15 protein-coding genes are annotated in these 18,789 nt (G+C 70.7%); 8 read left to right on the plus strand and 7 right to left on the minus strand.

Annotated elements, in window-relative coordinates:
- The first annotated feature begins 836 nt into the window (after positions 1 to 836).
- Together ACFY2Z_RS26745 and ACFY2Z_RS26750 are read left to right on the plus strand one after the other, a co-directional pair.
- The gene (locus ACFY2Z_RS26745; RefSeq protein WP_390746636.1) at positions 837 to 1,115 is read left to right on the plus strand and encodes a hypothetical protein; all 279 of its coding nucleotides are present in this window, start codon (positions 837 to 839) and stop codon (positions 1,113 to 1,115) included.
- Between the two features lie 874 nt (positions 1,116 to 1,989).
- Positions 1,990 to 2,493 (plus strand): hypothetical protein, encoded by a 504-nt coding sequence (locus ACFY2Z_RS26750; protein WP_390746637.1) that lies wholly within the window; start codon positions 1,990 to 1,992, stop codon positions 2,491 to 2,493.
- Between the two features lie 1,657 nt (positions 2,494 to 4,150).
- On the opposite strand, the gene ACFY2Z_RS26755 is transcribed toward ACFY2Z_RS26750, so the two are convergent.
- Entirely contained in the window at positions 4,151 to 4,324 is a 174-nt protein-coding gene (locus ACFY2Z_RS26755; protein ID WP_390746638.1) for a hypothetical protein, read from the minus strand.
- Between the two features lie 212 nt (positions 4,325 to 4,536).
- On the opposite strand from ACFY2Z_RS26755, the gene ACFY2Z_RS26760 reads away from it, so the two are divergent.
- Both ACFY2Z_RS26760 and ACFY2Z_RS26765 read left to right on the plus strand, forming a co-directional pair.
- The gene (locus ACFY2Z_RS26760) at positions 4,537 to 4,761 is read left to right on the plus strand and encodes a hypothetical protein (RefSeq protein ID WP_390746639.1); all 225 of its coding nucleotides are present in this window, start codon (positions 4,537 to 4,539) and stop codon (positions 4,759 to 4,761) included.
- Positions 4,758 to 5,114 (plus strand): alpha/beta hydrolase family protein, encoded by a 357-nt coding sequence (locus tag ACFY2Z_RS26765; protein WP_390746640.1) that lies wholly within the window; start codon positions 4,758 to 4,760, stop codon positions 5,112 to 5,114. The genes ACFY2Z_RS26760 and ACFY2Z_RS26765 overlap by 4 nt, the downstream gene beginning before the upstream one ends.
- A gap of 483 nt (positions 5,115 to 5,597) precedes the next feature.
- Here the strand turns inward: ACFY2Z_RS26765 and ACFY2Z_RS26770 are convergent, their stop codons facing one another.
- Together ACFY2Z_RS26770 and ACFY2Z_RS26775 are read right to left on the minus strand one after the other, a co-directional pair.
- Entirely contained in the window at positions 5,598 to 5,930 is a 333-nt protein-coding gene (locus tag ACFY2Z_RS26770) for a hypothetical protein (RefSeq protein ID WP_390746641.1), read from the minus strand.
- A 601-nt stretch (positions 5,931 to 6,531) separates the two neighbouring features.
- The gene (locus tag ACFY2Z_RS26775; protein WP_390746642.1) at positions 6,532 to 7,368 is read right to left on the minus strand and encodes a TrmH family RNA methyltransferase; all 837 of its coding nucleotides are present in this window, start codon (positions 7,366 to 7,368) and stop codon (positions 6,532 to 6,534) included.
- Positions 7,369 to 7,953: 585 nt separating this feature from the next.
- On the opposite strand from ACFY2Z_RS26775, the gene ACFY2Z_RS26780 reads away from it, so the two are divergent.
- Complete coding sequence (locus tag ACFY2Z_RS26780) at positions 7,954 to 8,868, plus strand: glycosyltransferase family 2 protein (RefSeq protein ID WP_390746643.1); 915 nt, start codon at positions 7,954 to 7,956, stop codon at positions 8,866 to 8,868.
- Between the two features lie 487 nt (positions 8,869 to 9,355).
- Positions 9,356 to 12,721 (plus strand): BTAD domain-containing putative transcriptional regulator, encoded by a 3,366-nt coding sequence (locus ACFY2Z_RS26785; protein WP_390746666.1) that lies wholly within the window; start codon positions 9,356 to 9,358, stop codon positions 12,719 to 12,721.
- Between the two features lie 27 nt (positions 12,722 to 12,748).
- Here ACFY2Z_RS26785 and ACFY2Z_RS26790 read toward each other — a convergent pair whose 3' ends face one another.
- Both ACFY2Z_RS26790 and ACFY2Z_RS26795 read right to left on the minus strand, forming a co-directional pair.
- A complete protein-coding gene (locus ACFY2Z_RS26790; protein ID WP_390746644.1) occupies positions 12,749 to 14,446 on the minus strand; it encodes a bifunctional 3'-5' exonuclease/DNA polymerase in 1,698 nt (565 codons plus the stop codon).
- A gap of 94 nt (positions 14,447 to 14,540) precedes the next feature.
- Positions 14,541 to 15,335 carry a Clp protease N-terminal domain-containing protein gene (locus ACFY2Z_RS26795; protein ID WP_390746645.1) on the minus strand — a complete coding sequence of 265 codons (795 nt, stop codon included), beginning with the start codon at positions 15,333 to 15,335 and terminating at the stop codon, positions 14,541 to 14,543.
- A gap of 323 nt (positions 15,336 to 15,658) precedes the next feature.
- Here ACFY2Z_RS26795 and ACFY2Z_RS26800 point away from each other — a divergent pair, with 323 nt between their 5' ends.
- On the plus strand, positions 15,659 to 16,801 hold the full coding sequence (locus ACFY2Z_RS26800; RefSeq protein WP_390746646.1) for a DUF2786 domain-containing protein: 1,143 nt from the start codon (positions 15,659 to 15,661) through the stop codon (positions 16,799 to 16,801).
- A 46-nt stretch (positions 16,802 to 16,847) separates the two neighbouring features.
- On the opposite strand, the gene ACFY2Z_RS26805 is transcribed toward ACFY2Z_RS26800, so the two are convergent.
- Both ACFY2Z_RS26805 and ACFY2Z_RS26810 read right to left on the minus strand, forming a co-directional pair.
- Positions 16,848 to 17,354, minus strand: a complete 507-nt coding sequence (locus ACFY2Z_RS26805) for a DUF4232 domain-containing protein (protein WP_390746647.1) — start codon at positions 17,352 to 17,354, stop codon at positions 16,848 to 16,850.
- 294 nt (positions 17,355 to 17,648) lie between these two features.
- Positions 17,649 to 18,152: a hypothetical protein gene (locus ACFY2Z_RS26810; RefSeq protein WP_390746648.1), complete on the minus strand. Its 504-nt coding sequence runs from the start codon at positions 18,150 to 18,152 to the stop codon at positions 17,649 to 17,651.
- A 257-nt stretch (positions 18,153 to 18,409) separates the two neighbouring features.
- Here ACFY2Z_RS26810 and ACFY2Z_RS26815 point away from each other — a divergent pair, with 257 nt between their 5' ends.
- Positions 18,410 to 18,784, plus strand: a complete 375-nt coding sequence (locus ACFY2Z_RS26815) for a VOC family protein (RefSeq protein ID WP_390746649.1) — start codon at positions 18,410 to 18,412, stop codon at positions 18,782 to 18,784.
- Positions 18,785 to 18,789: the final 5 nt, after the last annotated feature.

The following is an 18,789-nucleotide window of genomic DNA, read 5'->3' on the forward strand; positions in this document are numbered from 1 at the left end:
CCGACTTCACGTGCGTGTGCAGCCAACCGAAGTCAGCTTCCCTCTCCTGTGTGAGAAAGGAAAGGTCCTGCCCACCATGAACGAGATCCACATGAGCAAGGACCGCACCACCGGTTCACTGCAGTTCACCGGAGACGCTGAGGTCACGTGGTCGTTCGCGGTCGGATGGGACCCTCACCCACCTGAGCGACAGTAGGCCCCTGACGGCCTAGCTGCGGCCCCGTGAGGATTCAGCGGGGCTTTGGCCCGCGTGCGGCACGGAGTCGAACAGGACGAAGGGCCGGCCCGGGAGGAAGGAAAATCCGCCTGAGCTGGCCCTTTCGGCTGTTCCCCGGCAGGATTCGCCTGTGCGACATCCGCTTTAGGAGTCCGATCCGCGGGGCCCCGCCGCAGGCCGCGGTAGGGGGTGCGAGGGCAGCGCGAGCTGCGGGGGGACCGCGGGCGCGACGGCACCTGGGCCGTTGTCTGGTACACGCCGGACGGTGCCCATGTGGACGCCCAAGGCCCGCAGACCTACGTCCACGCCTAAAAGCGAGCGTGCTCGCGAGCGTCTCCCGACAGCATCGACCATCTCCGACAGCGCCTCGGGCGACACTCGCATCTGTTACTCAGGGAGTGGTAGCCGGTGTACTGATCGGCCTTTTGGCTGACCAGCAAGCCTGAAGAAGCCCACGGCTCTAACCAGCTCAGATGCCGTGGGCTTCTGTCGTTGTCGGTCGGCGTCGGGCGGCCTCGCACGGCCCAGAGACAGCCTGGCCTCGTTCCGGGCATCCGCTGTGAGTTGGGTCCGCTGACGTGCCGGGATCGGTGTCGTATGGGTCGGATAGGTTGCTCGGATGACTGACATGGATCCGCTTGTGCCGGCACTTACCGGACTGATCGTCGACGTCGTTTGGTTCCTGGAGAGTTGCGGGGACGAGGAAGTGGATGCCGGCTCCGCGGTGAAGATGATGGAGAGCGTGGGCTGGGTGCTGCTGCAACTGCCCTCAGACCAACGCGAACGGCTCTTGCAGGTGCTCGCAGACATGGCCGAAGCGGAGCAGAATCCTGGGCGTCGCGAGTTCTTGGAATCGTTCCCCTTTGCCATCGGCATGGTCGAGGACCAAGAGGGCTGACCGCGAGGCTGGCTGGTAGGCGCCAGTTCAGCCACAACTGATCACCAGCGGCCGTGACCTGCGGCCACCCAATCGATCAACGCTCTGACCTGCTGCCGAGCTGTCGGCAGTTGTCGATGTTGGTCACCATCGAGCGCCCTTCTGCGGCCCCAGGACGGCCCGGGAGGGCCTTTGTGCCTTGTAAGTTGGGCACCCTTCGAACCTGTGGTACTCGCTTTCGGAGTTCGATCTCGCGTGAGCGCTGAGGGCCCGCCCGGTGACAGGTGCGGCCGTAGTTGAGATTTCACTTGCGCATAGTTGACCCTTCATCTATGTGTACGTTCTGATGCCCATCATGTCGACGCAGCCGTCCTCGCCGTGGGGAGAATCCGCTGATCCGTACGGGCAGCCGTACCCGAGTCCGTATGGGCAGCCCCAGGATCAGCCGTATCAAATCCCGTATGGGCAGCAGGACCCGGGGCCGTACGGGCAGCCGTACCAGAGTCCTGAGCAGCACCCGTACGGGCAGTCCGAGGGCCAGCCGTACGAAATGGGGCAGTCATACCCGAGTTCGTACGGGCAATCGGGTCAAATGCCGCACGCGCAGCCGCAGCCGGAGCGACCGCTGCGGCCTGACCCATACGCCGAACTCGGTCGGCGCGATGAGTTGTACACGCATCCGGAGCCACCGCGGCGACCCAATCCCTACGCCGAACTCGGGCGCCTCGACGAGGACTACGCGTCACCTTCCGAGACGCCGAACGCGGCCAGGGACTACACGGCCACCCCTTATGCGGCCCCTGAGAAGCCACGCAGACGAAGACGATGGCTCGGGTGTCTTGGTGTCGTCGGTGTCCTAGTCGTCGGTGGTGGGGGCGTACTCGCCTACATCGGCATGACCGCAGTCGCCAAGGCCGGCCAGTACAAACTGGTTCCGCCAGACAGTTTCCAGGGGCTTTCGTCGGACCCGTCCAACGCGCTGGCCAAAAGTCTCACTGCGAGCAACGGCCAAATCGCCAAGGCGGGCGGCACTCCCGCGCTGGCGGCTTACTCCACCAAACTCGGCGACCGCATACCACAGATCGTACTGATGGGCGGGTACGGCACATTCTTCAGCCCCGGGACCGAGGTAGCGGCCGCGTGGGCCGGGATCGACCGGAGCGGCGGTTCCGTCACGGACAAGAGGAACGAGTCCAGCGGGCAGCTCGGCGGCACGACTCAGTGCGCCGTCGCCACGGCGGGACCCGCGGAGATGCCCGTCTGCATCTGGGCCGACAACAGCACCATCGCCATTCTCCTCTTCACCGGACAGATGAACCAGACCGTAACCAACCCCGATTTCCCGGCACTCGACCAGCGACTGCTTGCCCTGCGCGCCGTCGCCGAAGTGAAGAAGTAACCGGCGGGACGCTGCCGTCGGTCCAAGCTGGGGGCATCCGAGGCGTTGTTCTGTCACCGTGCCGGTCTACTGCTCGGCGATCTCGCTGAGCAGCGACCGGCAAGTCTTGGCGATGTTCTGACGCAGGGGTCTGCTGCAGGTCAAGGTGACAGGTTCGATCGCGCGGCCTGGAGGGCGGTGTGGTCATGACCGCTTCGAATTCAAGCTGGCGGAGCGCCATCAATCGGGCGACGACGCCCACGCGGGCACAACCTTTGAGATCCGGCCTCATCCTTATCAGGTCGATCACGGCCCCCTGGATGTCGGGGCGGGCTTAACTCGGCGAGATTGTCACGACCGCTGGGGGCCACTCTGGGACTGCCGTCTGCCAAGGTGTTACGCGGCTCATCCCCCCACGCGATGATCGTCACCTCGACGCTGTAGGGCCCAGGGGGGAGTCCGAATCGGAGCCTCTCTGGTGGCGGTTCGGCCTCGACATGCTCGATACCACTCAAGCGCGGTTGCCCGGCGGACCGGAAAAGGTAAGGCCGCGAGGTGGCCATTCGGTAACGCACCTCGCGTTCGGTCAGGATCGCCGGATCGTCGGTTGCGCCGACACGAACGAGTACCCCCCAAAATCCATCGGACCGGATATTGATGGGAACGAACCTGCCACTACCACCAGCCTCGGCAGTGCGAGGAGAAATGCGCCATCGTTCGCGAGCCCGGAAAGGCGCAACATCCGGCTCGCCCGCTGACACAGGCCGCTCCCGCGCGTCCCTGCGCGCCGGGTACGCCCAGCCCTGGAAGCGGGTGCCGTGCGCGCACTCCTGCGGCTACGTCGGCGCGCCATAGATCCGCCCGAGCGCCCTGTTCGGACTGATCCGGCGGTTCAGCCGGAGCCGCTAGCCTGTGCACAGCGGCCCGGACAGGGCGCGCGCAGACGGCCGAAGGCCCCGTCTCGTGCTCGGCGAGTCCGCCGCGCTGGGGCTTCTTGACCGGATGGCGGACTCCCCGGCAGGCCTGGATCAACGACCCGGCCAAAGGAAGGGAACCCGTCTCACCGGACTTGAAATCTTCCGGACCGGTACGTGTCACGGCCTCGGACCAGGCTCTGTATCTGCGTCGGGGCGTCGTGACGAGTCGCGTCGGCGCGCCACCAGAGTGGTACCGGTGACCACCAGGCCGATCGCCACGACCTTCGCGGCCTGGTAGATCAGTGAAGGGCTGGAGCTTGTCCGGCCCAGGAGTCCCCACAGGAGCAGACCGACTCCGGAGAGCATCAAGAGGAACCCGCCGACCGGGCCCAGGCCCCCCCAGCTCCAAGGAGTTGCCGCTAACTCCTGTTCGGTGCCGGGGTTTTCACGTTCATCAGCCGTCATGACTCGCACATTAACGCGTTTCCGGTCCGCGGTCGTGTGGGGCCCGGGCCAGGGCAAGTGAGCGACGTACCCGGGCCGCACAGGCTGTGCACGCGGGACCTCGCCGGTCTGTCGTGCCCGCCACCTCATGGACGGGTGTGGGCGATCTGGTCAGGGAGCGAGGCTTGGTGTCGGGTGAATGCCGAATTCGTGTCTCAGTGCGGAACGGGCGGCCAGGTAACCGGAGATGCACGCCACTCCTGGCGGTGTGGATGCGGAGCACAGGTACACGCCGCGGAGCGGCGTGCGGTAGGGATTCACCCGGGGGCTGGACGGAGCACGCTCTGCTTCAGGGTCACAGCACCGCCGTTGATGTCCCCGCCGACGTAGTGGGGGTTGTAGACCTCGTAGTCGCGGGCGCTGATACCGCGGCTGGCGACGACGGTTTCTGTGAAGCCGGGCGCGTACTGTTCGATACGTGCCTGCGCCATGGTGACGGGGTCCTGGGAGCTCCCGTTCGGTACGTGGACAAAGGCCCACACCGGCCGCTTTCCGTCCCGGGCCCGAGTGGGGTCGGTCACGGCGGGGTCGACGACCAGGACGAAGGGCTCTGGTGCGGCGGTACCTGCGGCGGTGAGGGCGGCAGTGGTTCGCCATCGGCCACTCGGAGGGCGCGGCGGCAGTCCTGCGGGTCGGCGAGGACGTGGCACGAGAGGCATCGGGGCTGCGCTTCCTGGGCACCGTGTCGCTCGCGCCGCCCAGCCACTTCAAAGAGGTCATGGACATGTTCGCCGCCGCCCGGCCCCCGATCGACGCGGGACTGGCTGCATTGGACGCCTGCCTGGAGGTGGGGGCGCACCTGCACTCACCCGGTATCCGGTACCCGGACTGCTGGCACCGGGACTCGCTGCCCAGATCCCCCTGGTGAAGAAGCTCTGCGACGACGAACTGACCATCTGCCTGGACAACGTGCAGCTGAATCGCGGCGGCAACCCCGGCTGGGCCGACAACCCGGCGCTGCTGCGATTCGTCGACATCCTCGAACCGGCGAAGGGCCGCTCCATCGGGCCGATCCTGCTTCTGCAAGGGGACCAGGACCGGACGATCCCGGTCGCGACAACGACCAAGCTCAACGGGGAACTCTGCAACCTCGGCGACACCATGGACCATCGCATCTACCCCGGAGCCACCCACGACAGCGTGCTGAGCGCCGCGTACAAGGACATGGCCGCGTGGATGAGCGACAGACTGCAAGGGCACCCCGTCCCGTCGACCTGCTGACCACGTCCTGCCGTGCAGCGCCGGCTGGGCGGGATGGTCGCCTGATGACTCACCGACTGCGCCGGCCGGAACCGTTTCACCGTGCGTGACTCAAATCCGTCGCGCAGGCTGCGCAGGTGCGAACCCTGCACCAGCCACAGGACGGAGTAAGCCCCCTGATCTGCGGAAACGCGGATCAGGGGGCCGTTTCGTCGTACTCAGCCGTCCAGCGGTCCAGCGGACGAGCAGACCGGTGTGCATGGTCTGTCTCACTGTGCGATGCCCTGACCCCATCGCTGACCAGGGACTCCGGACCAGTCACGGACCAGAATCCGCTTCCCCGCCTGCTGCACGGGGCAGTGCGGGCCTCCTGGTTGCGTCAAGCGCCCAGAAGGTCCGCGAGGGCGGCCGCATCATCGACGTGCACGCGCTGAACGCGGCCGGCGTCCGGCCTCTGACCGGGTGAAACGGACAGAGGCCGTGGTGTTGGCCGAGCAGGTTCTCCTACTGCTCGTAAGGGTTGAAGCACTTGAGCGCGGCCCAGCCGTAGATGACCTTGTGGTCCTTGCGGACCACCTTGCCGTAGATCCAGGCCTTGTCCACCTTGATGTCCTTGTAGCCCTTGTAGTCCACCTTCGTGCCGTTCATGAGGTCGCCCTTGTAAGCGACGCCATTGATCTTCGCGCTCGCGTTGGAGTTCGCTCGTACATTGACCGAGCTGCACGTGGCCTTCAGCTTCCAGGTGGAAGCGGCCGACGCTGACTCGGCGCTCAGTCCGAGCGCCCCTACCGCGAGGGCGGAAGCGCTCAGAACCGCCACCAGTGACTTCTTCAGCATTGCCGTGCTCCTTGTCGAGTGTCGGCCTCGACTGTCCCCAGAAGGGACAGACCACCGTGTCCGGCTGTCCGGGTGGACAGACGCGACTGTCCAGTAAACCCCCGTGGGCAGGCCGGAGTTCGACAGGTTGTCGACGATCCTTCGACGGATCGTCAACGGCCTGACCCTTGCTCTGTTCGGTCAGGTCCCCGGACGGCAAAGGCGGTTGGCGACGGGTCCGCGCTGCGCGGGGCGGGGTCTCAGGACGGCGGGCCGTCCTTCGTACCGCTGAAGCGATCGTCGAGTCGGAAGGGGAGCCGCGTCCAGATCGTGATCTGAAATGCGAAAGGGCCTGGGGAAGCCTCGGCTGCGCACCGCCGCGCACCAGCTCCCGCAGCTCAGCGGGGTGACCTTCGAAGCGGGCCGCCGCTACGTCGTCACTGCCGTCGCTGTGCGGCGCCAGCGCCGAAGCCGACCCGCACCTGCGCCGCCTCTACGACCGGGCGGTTCCCGCCGGTGAGCCCGAAGTGAGCCCGTAGGCGGTGATGACGGTGGCGCCGTCGCATCCCGAAGGCGGCTCCACCGCGGTCGCCGGGCCGGAGGGTCTCCCGCAGCGGTGCCCTCAGCGCTGTCCGGCCGCCATGCGCTGCCGTACGGCCTCGTAGGTGAAGAGGGCTGCCGACACCGCGACGTTGAGGGAGTCGACCTGGCCGAACATGGGGATCTTCGCCTTGGTGTGGCTGCCCGCGAGCCACTGGTCCGACAGGCCGTACTTCTCACTGCCTACCAGGACGGCGGTGGGGCCGGACATGTCGACGTCCGCCATCAGGACATCCGTGTCGGGGGTCGTGGCGACGACCTTCACGGAGTGCTCCGCCAGCCAGCGCCTGACCTCCTCGGAGTCGGCCGAGGCGATCGGGACGGCGAACACGGTGCCCTTGCTGGCCCGGATCACGTTGGGGTTGCCCCAGTCGGTCACCGGGTTGGCCGAGATGACGGCCGTCACCCCGGCCGCGTCCGCGGTGCGCAGCATCGAGCCCAGGTTGCCGGGCTTCTCGACGCTCTCGCACACGAGGAAGAGTGAGGTCTCGTCGACCTCGATCCGGGAGAGGTCCGTCTCGATGTCCGGTACGACGGCGAGCCAGCCGTCCGGGCCCTCGCGGTAGGCGGCCTTGTCGAAGGCCTGCCGGCTCAGGCTGAAGAGGGCGGCTCCGCGCTCGGAGGCGCGCGCCAGGACGTCCCTCGGGTCGGAATCCCCGGTCAGCGCGGGGCAGAAATACAGCTCGCGGGGACGCACGCCGGCCCGCAGGGCGAGATCCAGCTCCTCATAACCCTCGACCAGGGTCACTCCGGAATTCTGCCTGTTCCGACGGCGGCGGAGGGCAGCGAGTTCCTTGACATGAGGATTGCTGGGGCTGGAAATTTCCTTGGGCGAACCAGCCTGCGGGATGGACGGCATCGGCGGTGGGAATCACGGCGCCTTTCGGGCTCCGATCCTCCGTCCCCTTTCTCTACGGTTTCTCTTGTGTTTCTCGCGTGCGCTGCGCGCGGTCGTGGCCAGGGTACCCGACCCGTTGGGTCACCGCTTCGCGGTCGCCAAGCGTGCTGTGGGCGCCGACGCTTGGGCCGAGGTGGGGAGGGATGGGGTCGGGGACGGTGGGTGATCGGTGGAGACGGTGACGTCGACCGGGGCGGACGCGATTCGGGAAAAGAGGAGTCGGGGCTGGGCGGCCGGGCGGGAATTCATGCGTCGGGTTTTGGATCGGGGGTCTTGTTCGGTAATTCGCAGGAATTCACGCTGGGTGAGCTCGGTGTATTTATGGGCTTTCGTGCGGCGGCCGGTGGTGGAGCCGTGGGGGTGGCGTGGCCGCAGTGACCGGTGCTGGTGGTGGTTCGAGGCATGGACGGCGGGGTGGGGCCCGCTCGCCGGAGGAAGGGCGCCTGGCCGGTCGGTAAATCATCCGGCGCGAGGAGAACCGGAGGACACCGAGCGACCTCTTGGTTAACGACTAGCATCGCGTGGACAGTCGTAGGCCGGGATGGGGTGGGTGTCGTGTCGCAGCGGGAGCCGGGGCCCCGTATCGCCGTAGCGGTCGTCACCATGGGCAACCGTCCCACCGAGGTCGACGCCCTCCTCACCTCCGTCGCCAAGCAGGACCTCGCGCCGTCCCGCATCGTGGTCGTCGGCAACGGCTGCCCTCTGCCCGACTTCGCCGAGCGCCTCGGGCTTCCGGGCGAGGTCACCTGCATCGAGGTCGACGAGAACCTCGGCTGCCCGGGTGGTCGAAACGTCGCCCTCGCCCGGCTCCGGGAGTTCGGGGACGTCGACGTCGTGGTCGAACTGGACGACGACGGACTGCTCGTCGAAGCCGACGTGCTCCGTCGTGTCCGGGATCTCTACGCGGCCGATCCCCGGCTCGGCATCGCCGGGTTCCGTATCGCCGACGAGCACGGCGAGACCCAGCGGCGGCATGTGCCGAGGGTCGGCGCGGCCGATCCGATGCGCGGCGGACCGGTGGCCGGATTCCTCGGCGGCGGGCACGCGCTGTCCATGGCGATGCTCGCCGAGACCGGGGACTGGCCCGCCGAGTTCTTCTTCGCGCACGAGGAGACAGACCTCGCGTGGCGGGCCGCCGACGCGGGCTGGACCATCCTCTACGTCCCCGAACTGCTCCTTCAGCATCCGAGGACCTCGCCCGCCCGGCACGCCATCTACTACCGGGTCACCGCGCGGAACCGGGTCTGGCTCGTACGGCGCCGGCTGCCCCTGCCGCTCATCCCCGTGCATCTGGGGGTCTGGATCGCCGTCACCCTTCTGCGGACACGGTCGGTCGGCGGGCTGAGGGCCTGGTTCGGCGGGTTCGTGGAGGGTCTGCGCACCTCGGGCGGCGAGCGGCGGCCCATGCGCTGGCACACGGTGTGGCGGTTGACGAGGCTCGGCCGCCCGCCTGTGCTCTAGGACGTGTTCTGGTGCTGTGACCGGAAAGGTTTGCGCGAGCCGGCGAACCCTTCCGGTCGCAGCACCAGGGGCGAAGGGCGCGGGGCGAGCGGGCCGTCTCGGTCGCGCCTCGTACCCCACGACGACGAAGGGCCCGGTCGTTCACCTCTGCCGACCAGGCCCTCGCGTTTCCGGAATCCGGCCACGGCGGCGACACTCCCCCGAGCTGCGCATCTACGCGCGCACCGTCGGGCCAGATCCGATGAAAGGATCACATCAGGCCACGCCAACAGATCGCTAACATGGGGCCAATGGTTCTGAAAGGAGCCGTGAGCTGGCCGGTTCGCCGGAGGGCTCGGGGGCCGGACGGCCGGAACTCGCCGCACGCGGATGCGAGGCCCGCGGCGCGAGGCGGCTGTGCCGCGCGGCAGAGCGGTGAGCGGCAGTCGTGCCGCACGGTGAAGTGAGGGACGGCGATCGGGCCGTACGGAAGGGCATCGGGGCGGCTATGCGCTACGGGCTGCGGTTCGGGTTGCTGGGGCCGCCCGTCGTGTACGACACCGATGGCGAGAACCATCCCATCGGCAGCGGCAAGATGCGGGCCCTGCTCGTCGCGCTGTTGCTGGAGCCGGGCCGCGTCGTCTCGGTCGACGCGCTCAAGGACGCCCTCTGGGGCGGCGCCCCGCCGGCCTCCGCGCAGGCGTCCCTGCAGAACCACGTCACCCGGCTGCGCCGCCTCCTCGGCGAGGACGGCCCCGAGCGGCTGCGGGCCGTGCCGCCGGGCTATCTCCTCCGGGTCGACGAGGGTGAGCTGGACGTCCGTGTCTTCGAGGGGCACGTTGCCGCGGCCCGCGCCGCGCACACCTGCCGCGCCTGGCAGCGCACGGTCGGCGAGGCGTCCGCCGCGCTCGCGCTGTGGCGCGGAGCCCCGCTGAGCGGACTGTCTCCCGAGACCGGCCGGTATGCGCTGGTGCAGCGCCTGGAGGAGGCGCGGCTGCTGCTCCTGGAGTGGCGGTACGACGCCGAACTGCACCTCGGTGGTGCCCGGCTCGGCGGTCTCGCGCCGGAGCTGGCCGCGCTGGTGGCCGAGCACCCGCTGCGGGAGGGCTTCCACCGGCTGCTCATGCTCGTACTGCACCGCACGGGCCGTTCGGCCGAGGCTCTGGCCGTCCACCGCGATCTGCGTGAACGGCTCATCGGGGAACTCGGGGTCGAGCCCGGCGGCGCGGTGCGCGAGGCCCATCTGGAGATCCTGAGGGACGACGTACCGGGCGGGCGCGGGCTCGGTGGGCACGCCGGGGGCGGGAAAGCCGGTGGTGGGGAGGCTGACGGCACGGACACCGTCGGTACTCACGTCGGGGGTACGGACGTCGGCCGTAGCAGGGCTCACGGCAGGGGCGACCGGATCGCGCCCGACGCCGAGAGCGCGCCCGAGGCCGCTCTCGACGCGGAAGTCGGCGCGCCGAGCACGCCTCCCGTGCCCCGGCCCGCCCAACTTCCGCCCGCGCCCGTTCACTTCACCGGCCGCGACGCCGCCCGCAGCGAACTCCACTGCTTCCTCGGCGCCGAGCGCGACACCCCTCGTGTCGCCGTGCTCAGCGGGATGGCCGGGGTCGGCAAGAGCGCGCTCGCGCTGTATGTGGCCCACGGGCTGCGGAAACTTTTCGCTGATGGCCAGCTCTACATCAACCTGCACGGCGCCACACCCGGCATGACCCCGCTCACCCCCGAGCAGGCGCTCACCGCGCTGCTGCGCGACCTCGGCGCGGAGCCCCGCCGTATCCCCGCACACCCGGATGCGGCGGCCGCGCTGCTGCGCTCCCTGCTCGCCCCCACCCGCACGCTGATGGTGCTGGACGACGCCGCGAACGCCGCCCAGGTGAGACCGCTGTTGCCCGGCGGACCCGGCTGCGCGGTGATCGTGACGAGCCGTTCTCCGCTCACCGCGCTCGACGGCGCCCACCGGGTCCCGCTCGCGCCCCTCTCCGACGAGGACAGTGCCGCCCTGCTCCGCGCGGTCTCCGGCCGGGACGGGCTCGACGCCGCGCATCCGCTCGTCGAACTGGCCGGGCGGCTGCCGCTCGCCCTACGCGTCGTCGCCGCCCGGCTCGCCGCCCGTCGCGCGCTCGCGCCGGACGTTCTGGCCGGTCAGCTGGCCGCCACCGAGGGGCGGCTGCATCACCTGGAGTACGACGACCTGAGCGTGCGCAGATCACTCGCCGTCGCCCATGACGCCCTACGGGCCTCGGACCGTGAGGCCGACCGGGACGCTGCGCGTGCCCTCGGCCGCATCGGCGCGCTGGACGTGCCGGGTTACGGGGCGGCCCTGCTCGCGCGCCTTCTCGGCACGGACGAGCGCCGTGCCGAGGCCGCCCTCGACCGGCTGGTCGATGTCGCCCTTCTGGAGGAGACGGCGTACGGGCGGTACGCGCCGCACGACCTGGTCCGGGACTTCGCCCGGGAGACCGCGGTGAACGAACGGACCGCGGACCGGCGCCACGACGCCCCGGACCCCGGGGGCCGGCGCTACGACGCCCTGGACCTCGGGGGCCGGCGCTACGACGCCCTGGACCTCGGGGGCCGGCGCTACGACGCCCTGGACCTCGGGGGCCGGCGCCGCGACGCCCTGGACCTCGGGGGCCGGCGCCGCGACGCCCTGGACCTCGGGCGGCGGCGCCGCGACGCCCTGGACCTCGGGGGCCGGCGCCAGGACGCCCCGGACGCCGGCGACCATCCCGCCACGGATCCCCCGGACGAATGCCCCGCGGAAGTCGCCCTGCGCTGGTACACCGCCATGGCCACCCGTGCCTGCGAAGCCACCGTCGAGTCGGGCGTCGAGCGCGAGGACCGGCTCCGGGCGACCCCGTCGCAGCCCGCGACATACGCCGCGGACGTGGCGGACGTGCCCGTCTTCGGATCCGCCCGGGCCGCCGCCGACTGGATCGTCCTCGAACTGGACAACATGGTCGCCCTGGTGGAGCGCCATGCGGACACCTCCGCCCATGTCCCGCTGCTCGTCCGCCTGATCGCGCCCCATCTCCAGAGCCGCGGCCATGTCGCCGAGCTGGAGGTGCTCACCCGCGCCGCCCTGCACGGGGTGCGCCGGCTCGGTGACGCGCCCGCGGAGGCGTTCGCGCTGCTCGACCTGGCCGGGGTCAACTGTCTGAAGGGCCGGGGCAACGACGCGCTCGCCCAGCTCGACGAGGCGCTGGCGATCTGGCGGTGTCTCGGCCGTCTCTCCTGTCTGCTCCGGGGTCTCAACCGGCGCGCGGTGCTCCTGGAGCAGCTCGGACGCCACGAGGAGACGGGTGAGACGCTGCGTCAGTGCCTGGAGTACACACGGGTCCTGAACGACCCTATGCAGGAGGCCGTCACCTACAGCAATCTCGGCAACCTCTACGCGCACACGGACCCCAGGGCCGCCGTCGACCACCACCGCCGGAGCCTGGAGATCGGCGAGAGGATGGGCCATGTCGTCGTCCGCCACACCGCGCACTGCAACATCGGGTTCGACCATCTCATGCTCGGCGAACCGGACGCCGCCGTACCGCACTTCGAGGAAAGTCTGCGCATCCTCGGCGGCCATGGACACTGGCAGGGCGAGTCGCAGACCCGGCTCGGGCTGGTGCGTGCGCTTAGGGAGCGGGGCGACCTGGAGCGGGCCTCGCGGGAGTGCGACGCGCTGCTGAAGCTCGCCGGCCGCCGTGGCGACTGCTACGCCGGGGGTCTCGCCCGCCATCAGCGGGGTCTGCTCCACCTCGCGGACGGCGAGGTCGAGGAGGCCCGTCGGCAGTGGACGGCCGCCCTCGCCGCGCTGGACGGCACGGACAGTCCGGTGGTGGGGGAGCTGCGGGAACGGCTGGGGGAGGGGTGAACCGGGCGGCCCGTCCGCCCCGGTCTCTCACTTGGCGTCCGCATAGCACCCCACGACCGCCGTGGTGAACGGAATGCGGACCGGTGTCTCGCCGAACGTCAGCCGCATCGCCAGGTCCGAGGCCTCCTGGATCGCGGCGGCCACCGTGTCCGCCTCCTCGGCCGGGCAGTGCACGATCACCTCGTCGTGCTGGAAGAACACCAGCTCGGCGGCGAGCCCCGCGCAGGAGCGGCGCAGGGCGGCGAGCATCACCAGGGCCCAGTCGGCGGCGCTGCCTTGCACCACGAAGTTGCGCGCGAAGCGGCCGCGGGCGCGGGAGTTCGTCGAGGCGTACCCCGGCATCCACTGCTGGGGCTCGCCCGCCGTGTCCTCCGGGGTGTCCTCCTGCGGGATGCCCGCTTCCTCGGTGGCGTCCTCCGAGGCGCCGGCCGCCGGCGGGGACGTGCGCCCGAGCCAGGTCCGCACTAGGCGTCCCTCCTCGCCCGCGCGCGCCGCGTCGTCCACGTACGCGACGGCTCTGGGGAAGCGGCGGCGCAGGGCGGCGAGGTTCTTCAGGCCGTCACCGGACGTCTGGCCGTAGATCGCGCCGAGGACCGCGATCTTGGCCTGGTCACGGTCGCCGGAGAACGCGCGGTCCGACACCGACTGGTAGAGGTCGGCCTCGCGGCCGGCCACCTCCATGAACGCCGGGTCGCGTGAGATTGCGGCCAGGATCCGCGGCTCCATCTGGGCGGCGTCGGCCACGACCAGCCGCCAGCCCGGGTCGGCGACGACGGCGCGCCGGATGACCTTGGGGATCTGCAGGGCGCCGCCGCCGTTGGTGACCCAGCGGCCGGTGACCGTGCCGCCCGGCAGATACTCCGGGCAGAAGCGGCCGTCGCGCACCCAGTCCTGGAGCCAGGACCAGCCGTGGGCGACCCAGATGCGGTACAGCCGCTTGTACTCCAGAAGGGGCTTCACGGCGGGGTGGTCGACGGACCTGATCTCCCAGCGGCGGGTGGACCGCACCCGGACCCCGGCCTGCGCGAACGCCTTGACGACATCGGCGGGCAGATCGGGTCTGACCCGGCGGCCGAAGGCGGCCGACACCTCGTCGGCCAGCTCGGCCAGCCTTCGGGGTTCACCGCCGCCCGCGTACCGCTCGCCGAGCAGTTCGTGGAGCACCTCGCGGTGGACGTCGGCGCTCCAGGGCAGCCCGGACCGGTTCATCTCGGAGGCCACGAGCATCCCGGCCGACTCGACGGCGGTGAGCAGCCGCATGCGGTCGGGATGCGTGGCGGCGTCGTGCCGGCGCTGCTGGTCCGCGTACACCTCGACCAGGTCCTTCAGCGGGACGCGGACGGGGCGCGGCTCGAACAGGGAGGACTGCGAGCCCGGCTCGGCGGAGCGGGACGGGGGATCCGGGGGCACGGGGCCGCCGCGCAGCCGGGCCAGCGCGGCGGCGGCCGACCGGGGCTCGCCGAGGCGGCCCTCGTGGCCGAGGAGGAGGGTCTCGGCGGCCTCGACGTCGTAGCACCGGTCGACTCGCACCCCCGTGGCGAGCAGACGGGGCTGGACCTCGGCGGTGGACCGCCACACCCATCGGGTGACCTCGGGCCGTGCCCGCACGGCCGCGGCGAGATCCTCCTCCCTGACCACGGGCCCGGAGGGCAGGCCGCCCGGGCCGAGGGCGGCGACCTCCACGCCACCGTCCTCGGCCGGAGCGAGAGCCCAGCGCCCGGTCATGTCTGCGAGTCTGGCAGGGGGGTCTGACAACGGGCCGGACGCGCCGCCCCGGCCGGCCCGGTCCCTCCTGGCCGGCCGGGTCCTCCTGGCCGGCTCAGTCCTGCTGACCGGTCGCTTCCTGTCCGGAGTTCTCCTGTCCGGTGGCCGTCTGTCCGGTGGCCGTCTGTCCCAGGGGCCCGCTGATCTCCTCCAGCGCCTTCGCGAGGTGTCCCTCGGTCGTGGTCTTGTCGAGTCCGAGCCCGGACAGCAGACCCTCGCCGTTCTCCAGTTCGAGGAGCGCGAGCAGGATGTGCTCGGTGCCGACGTAGTTGTGGCCCAGGCGGAGAGCCTCACGGAAGGTGAGTTCCAGGGCCTTCTTGGCGGCGGGGGCGTAGGGCACGAGTTCCGGGGCCTGCTCGGCGCGGGGCGGCAGTGCCGCGGTCGCCGCCTGGCGCACCGCGTCCAGGGAGACCCCGCTCGCGACGATCGCCTTGGCGGCGAGCCCCTCCGGTTCGGCGAGCAGGCCGAGGGCGACGTGCTCGGGCACGGTCTCGGCGTTGCCCGCCTGCTTCGCCGCGTTGTGCGCCGCCACGACCACGTTCCGCGCGCGTGGCGTGTAGCGGCTGAACCCCTGGTTGAGGTCGAGGTCGGCCGACTCCTTGGGGACGAAGCGCTTCTGGGCCGCCTGCCGGGTCACGCCCATGCTCTTGCCGATGTCGGTCCAGGACGCTCCGGAACGCCGGGCCTGGTCCACGAAGTGGCCGATCAGATGGTCGGCCACGTCGCCGAGGTGTTCCCCGGCGAGTACCGCGTCCTGGAGCTGCTCCAGGGCGTCGGTGTGCACCTTCTTGATGGCTTCGATGAGGTCGTCGAGACGCAGATTCGCTGCGATCTGAGGCTTGGCCGTCATGTGTCAACCGTAAGTTGACACCCAGGGGCTGTCAACCCGAAGTTGACGCTCGGCGACCGGCAGTCAGGAGTCGGCGGCCGGCAGTCGGGAGTCGGCGGCCGGCAGTCGGGAGTCGGCGGTCGGCGGTCGGCGGTCGGCGGTCGGCGGTCGGGAGTCGGCGGCCGGCGGTCGGGAGTCGGCGGCCGGGAGTCCGGAGTCGGCGGCCGGCAGTCGGGAGTCGGGAGTCGGCGGTCGGGAGTCCGGAGTCGGCGGCCGGCAGTCGGGAGAAGGCGGCCGGCAGCCGCAGGGCGGGTTCGGGCGGCGCTCATGTCACGATCGAACGCGTGAGTACGACGACCACCGTGGACCGCGCCTTCCGCGCCGCCCTCTACGACGACGCCGACACGGCCCTGGACACCGGCGCCTCGCTGCTCGCCGCCGATCCGGCGGCCGACGGCGAACTGGCCCTGCGCGGCGAGCAGTTCGTCGGCGCCGCCTGGCGGCGCGGCTGGCAGCCCGCCGACGTCGTACGCATGGTGCGGCGCGAACTGGACGATCTCCATGTACGCCTGGTGTCGGTGCTGATCCTCAAGGAGGCCGGACAGCGGCCGTCCCCCGGACCGCGCTGGACCTCCCAGCTCCAGGAGCTGGACCCGGAACCTCCGCGCGTACCCGACCGTTTCTCGCACGCCACCGCCGTGCTGGAGCTGTACCGCCTGCTGCTCCGCCTCCCCGCCCTCGAACCGCTCGACGCGCCCGGGCGGGCCGCCGCCCCGCAGCAGCCGGAGTCCCGGATGCTCACCCGTATCCGCGCGCTGCTGGCGAAGGCGGAGGCGACCGACTACCCGGATGAGGCGGAGGCGCTCAGCGCCAAGGCGCAGGAGCTGATGGCCCGGCACAGCATCGACGAGGCGCTGCTCGCCGCCCGGGCGCACACCGAGGACGCGCCGGGCGCGTGCCGCATAGGCGTGGATCCGCCGTACGAGACGGCCAAGGCGGTGCTCCTGGACGCGGTGGCGACCGCGAACCGCTGCCGGGCCGTGTGGCACGAGCGGTTCGGTTTCTCCACGGTCATCGGTTTCGAGCCCGACCTGGAGGCCGTCGAGCTGCTCTACACGTCGTTGCTCGTGCAGGCCACCGCCGCCATGACGAAGGCGGAGGCGGCGCAGCGCAAGGGCGGCCGGAAGCGTACGAAGACGTTCCGGCAGTCGTTCCTGGCCGCCTACGCGCACCGCATCGGCGACCGGCTCCGGGCCGTCGCCGAGGCTCAGGTGGACGGGTCCGAGGGGGATCGGGATCTGCTGCCGGTGCTGGCGGCCCGGGACGTGGCCGTGGTGGACCACATGGAGCGGATGTTCCCGGACACGGTCACCACCCGGCTGCGCGGGGTCGGCGACGCGGCCGGCTGGGAGCAGGGCGCCGCGGCCGCCGACCGGGCCCGGGTCGCGGAACGACCCCGGGCCGGGGAGCGGCCCCGGCTCCCCTGAGCGCGCCCGCTCTGGAGGCGGACGCGGGCCCGGCCCTGCGGAGCGGTCAGTCGCCGGCGACCTGGATCGGGCTCACCGAGGCGTCGGGGGTGTCCGGGGTTTTCAGCGCCACCTCGCCGTACGACCACGGGTAGGCCTTCGCGTCGCCGGCACCCGGGATGGTGATCTTCACGGTCCGCGTCGGCGCGCTGAGCGAGCCGCCGTCCCCGCGCACGTAGGTGATGGTGAAGGTCGCCGCCTCGCCCTTCTGCAGCGTCACCTTCGCAGGCTTGGCGTCCTGCTCCTTCGCGACGCTCCAGGAGGAACTGCCGCCGGTCATCTCGACGCCCGGGAAGCCCTGGAAGGTGCACTTGTCGCTGCCGCGGTTCGTGACGGTGACCGGGACGTTCCCCGTGTCGCCCGCGGAGGTGGCGGCGTTGCCGGGACCGACCTTGACGGTGACCGCGCAGTCGGCGGCCTTCGCCCCGTCGTCGCCGCTCTTGCTGTCGCAGGCGGTCAGGGTGAGGGCCGCGGCGAGCGCGGTGACAGCGAGGGGGACGCGGATCGTACGCATGAGGGTCCTCTGGGGTCGTGACGGTGTCCAAGGATCATCACGCAGGCGGCCCCTCACCCGTTGCGCGCCCCCTGGATCGCGCATGCGCCCCGGGGCACGACGAGGGCGGTTCATCCCCTGTGTCCTCATACGCCGCCGGAGATTCCTCCCGTACGCCGGCGGATGTACCCCCCTGCGCCGGTGGAACGAGCCGACCGCGAGGCACTCCGGATCCGGCACGCGCCCACGGGTCACAGGCGCGGGGCAGCGCCCAGGGTGACGACTGGGATCAGGCCCCCGGTGACGGGTGGCGCGTCACTGACCCAGGCTCGCCGTCGGCAGCCCGCTCGGCAGCTTGCCGCCCTCGGCCTTCGTGTAGGTCTCCGTGCCGACGCCGCCCGCCCACGTCACCTTCATGTTCGCGGAGTTCACGGAGTCGACCATGCCGCTCGCCCGGTGCTTGCTGCCGTCCGTGCACTTGAGGTGGATCATCTGCATACCCGCCTCCTCGCCCGCGGTCCCGCTGCACACGGTGCCGCCCGTAGAGAAGAGCGCGGCCTGCTTGCCCGTGATCACCAGGGCCACGGCCTTGCCGCCGGTGGTGGCCAGCCAGCTGCCCTCGAGCTTCCCGGCCTTGGCGCTCGGGGAGCCGCCGGTGTCCGCCGTGGACCCGGCCGCGCTCGGCGTCGAGGAGTCATCGGCCCCCGAGCCGCTGTCCCCGGAACCGCTGCTGCAGCCGGTCAGCAGAAGCGCGGCCGCCAGGGCTGCGGACGCGAGCGTGACATGGGCCTGCCGGCGGGTGACGTGGATCGCCGTCATCACTGAAGTCTCCCAAGGTTGCCGGATGAGGTCGGGAACGGCCGCAGCAAGCTACCAGGAGGACTTGTGTCCACACGGGGGGCGTCCGGCGTGCGTTTGCTCACGCGGATCGACCCAGGGCGGGGCGGGTCGGGGCTCGGACGGAGACACGGGACCCGCATCGAGCGGGGAGGCGAAGGCGAAGACGACGTGAGGCCGATGCGTAGGAATTCCCCTACGGTTGACGCGTAGGAAATGACCTACCTATCGTGTCGCGTATGACCATCACGCATGCCTCCTTCGTCACCCTCCCCGTCTCCGACCAGGACCGCGCCCTGCGCTTCTACACGGACCTCCTCGGCTTCGACATCACCGCCGACCGCGCCATGCCTCAGGGGCGCTGGCTCCAGGTCGCGCCCAAGGGCGCGCAGACCGTCTTCACGCTCTCCGGTCCGGACATGGGCGGTTTCCGGCCCGGCGAGGCCCGGGGGATCATGATGGTGACGACCGATGTCGACGCCGACTGTGCGCGGCTGACCGCGGCGGGTGTCTCCGTGCAGGGCCCGGACGACCTCCCCTGGGGCCGGATGGCCTCCTTCCAGGACCCCGACGGCAACGGTCTGATGCTGCTCACGGAGAAGGAAGGCTTCTGATCGCG

This window comes from Streptomyces sp. NPDC001222, assembly GCF_042896945.1.
GTDB classification, from domain to species: Bacteria; Actinomycetota; Actinomycetes; order Streptomycetales; family Streptomycetaceae; genus Streptomyces; species Streptomyces gibsoniae.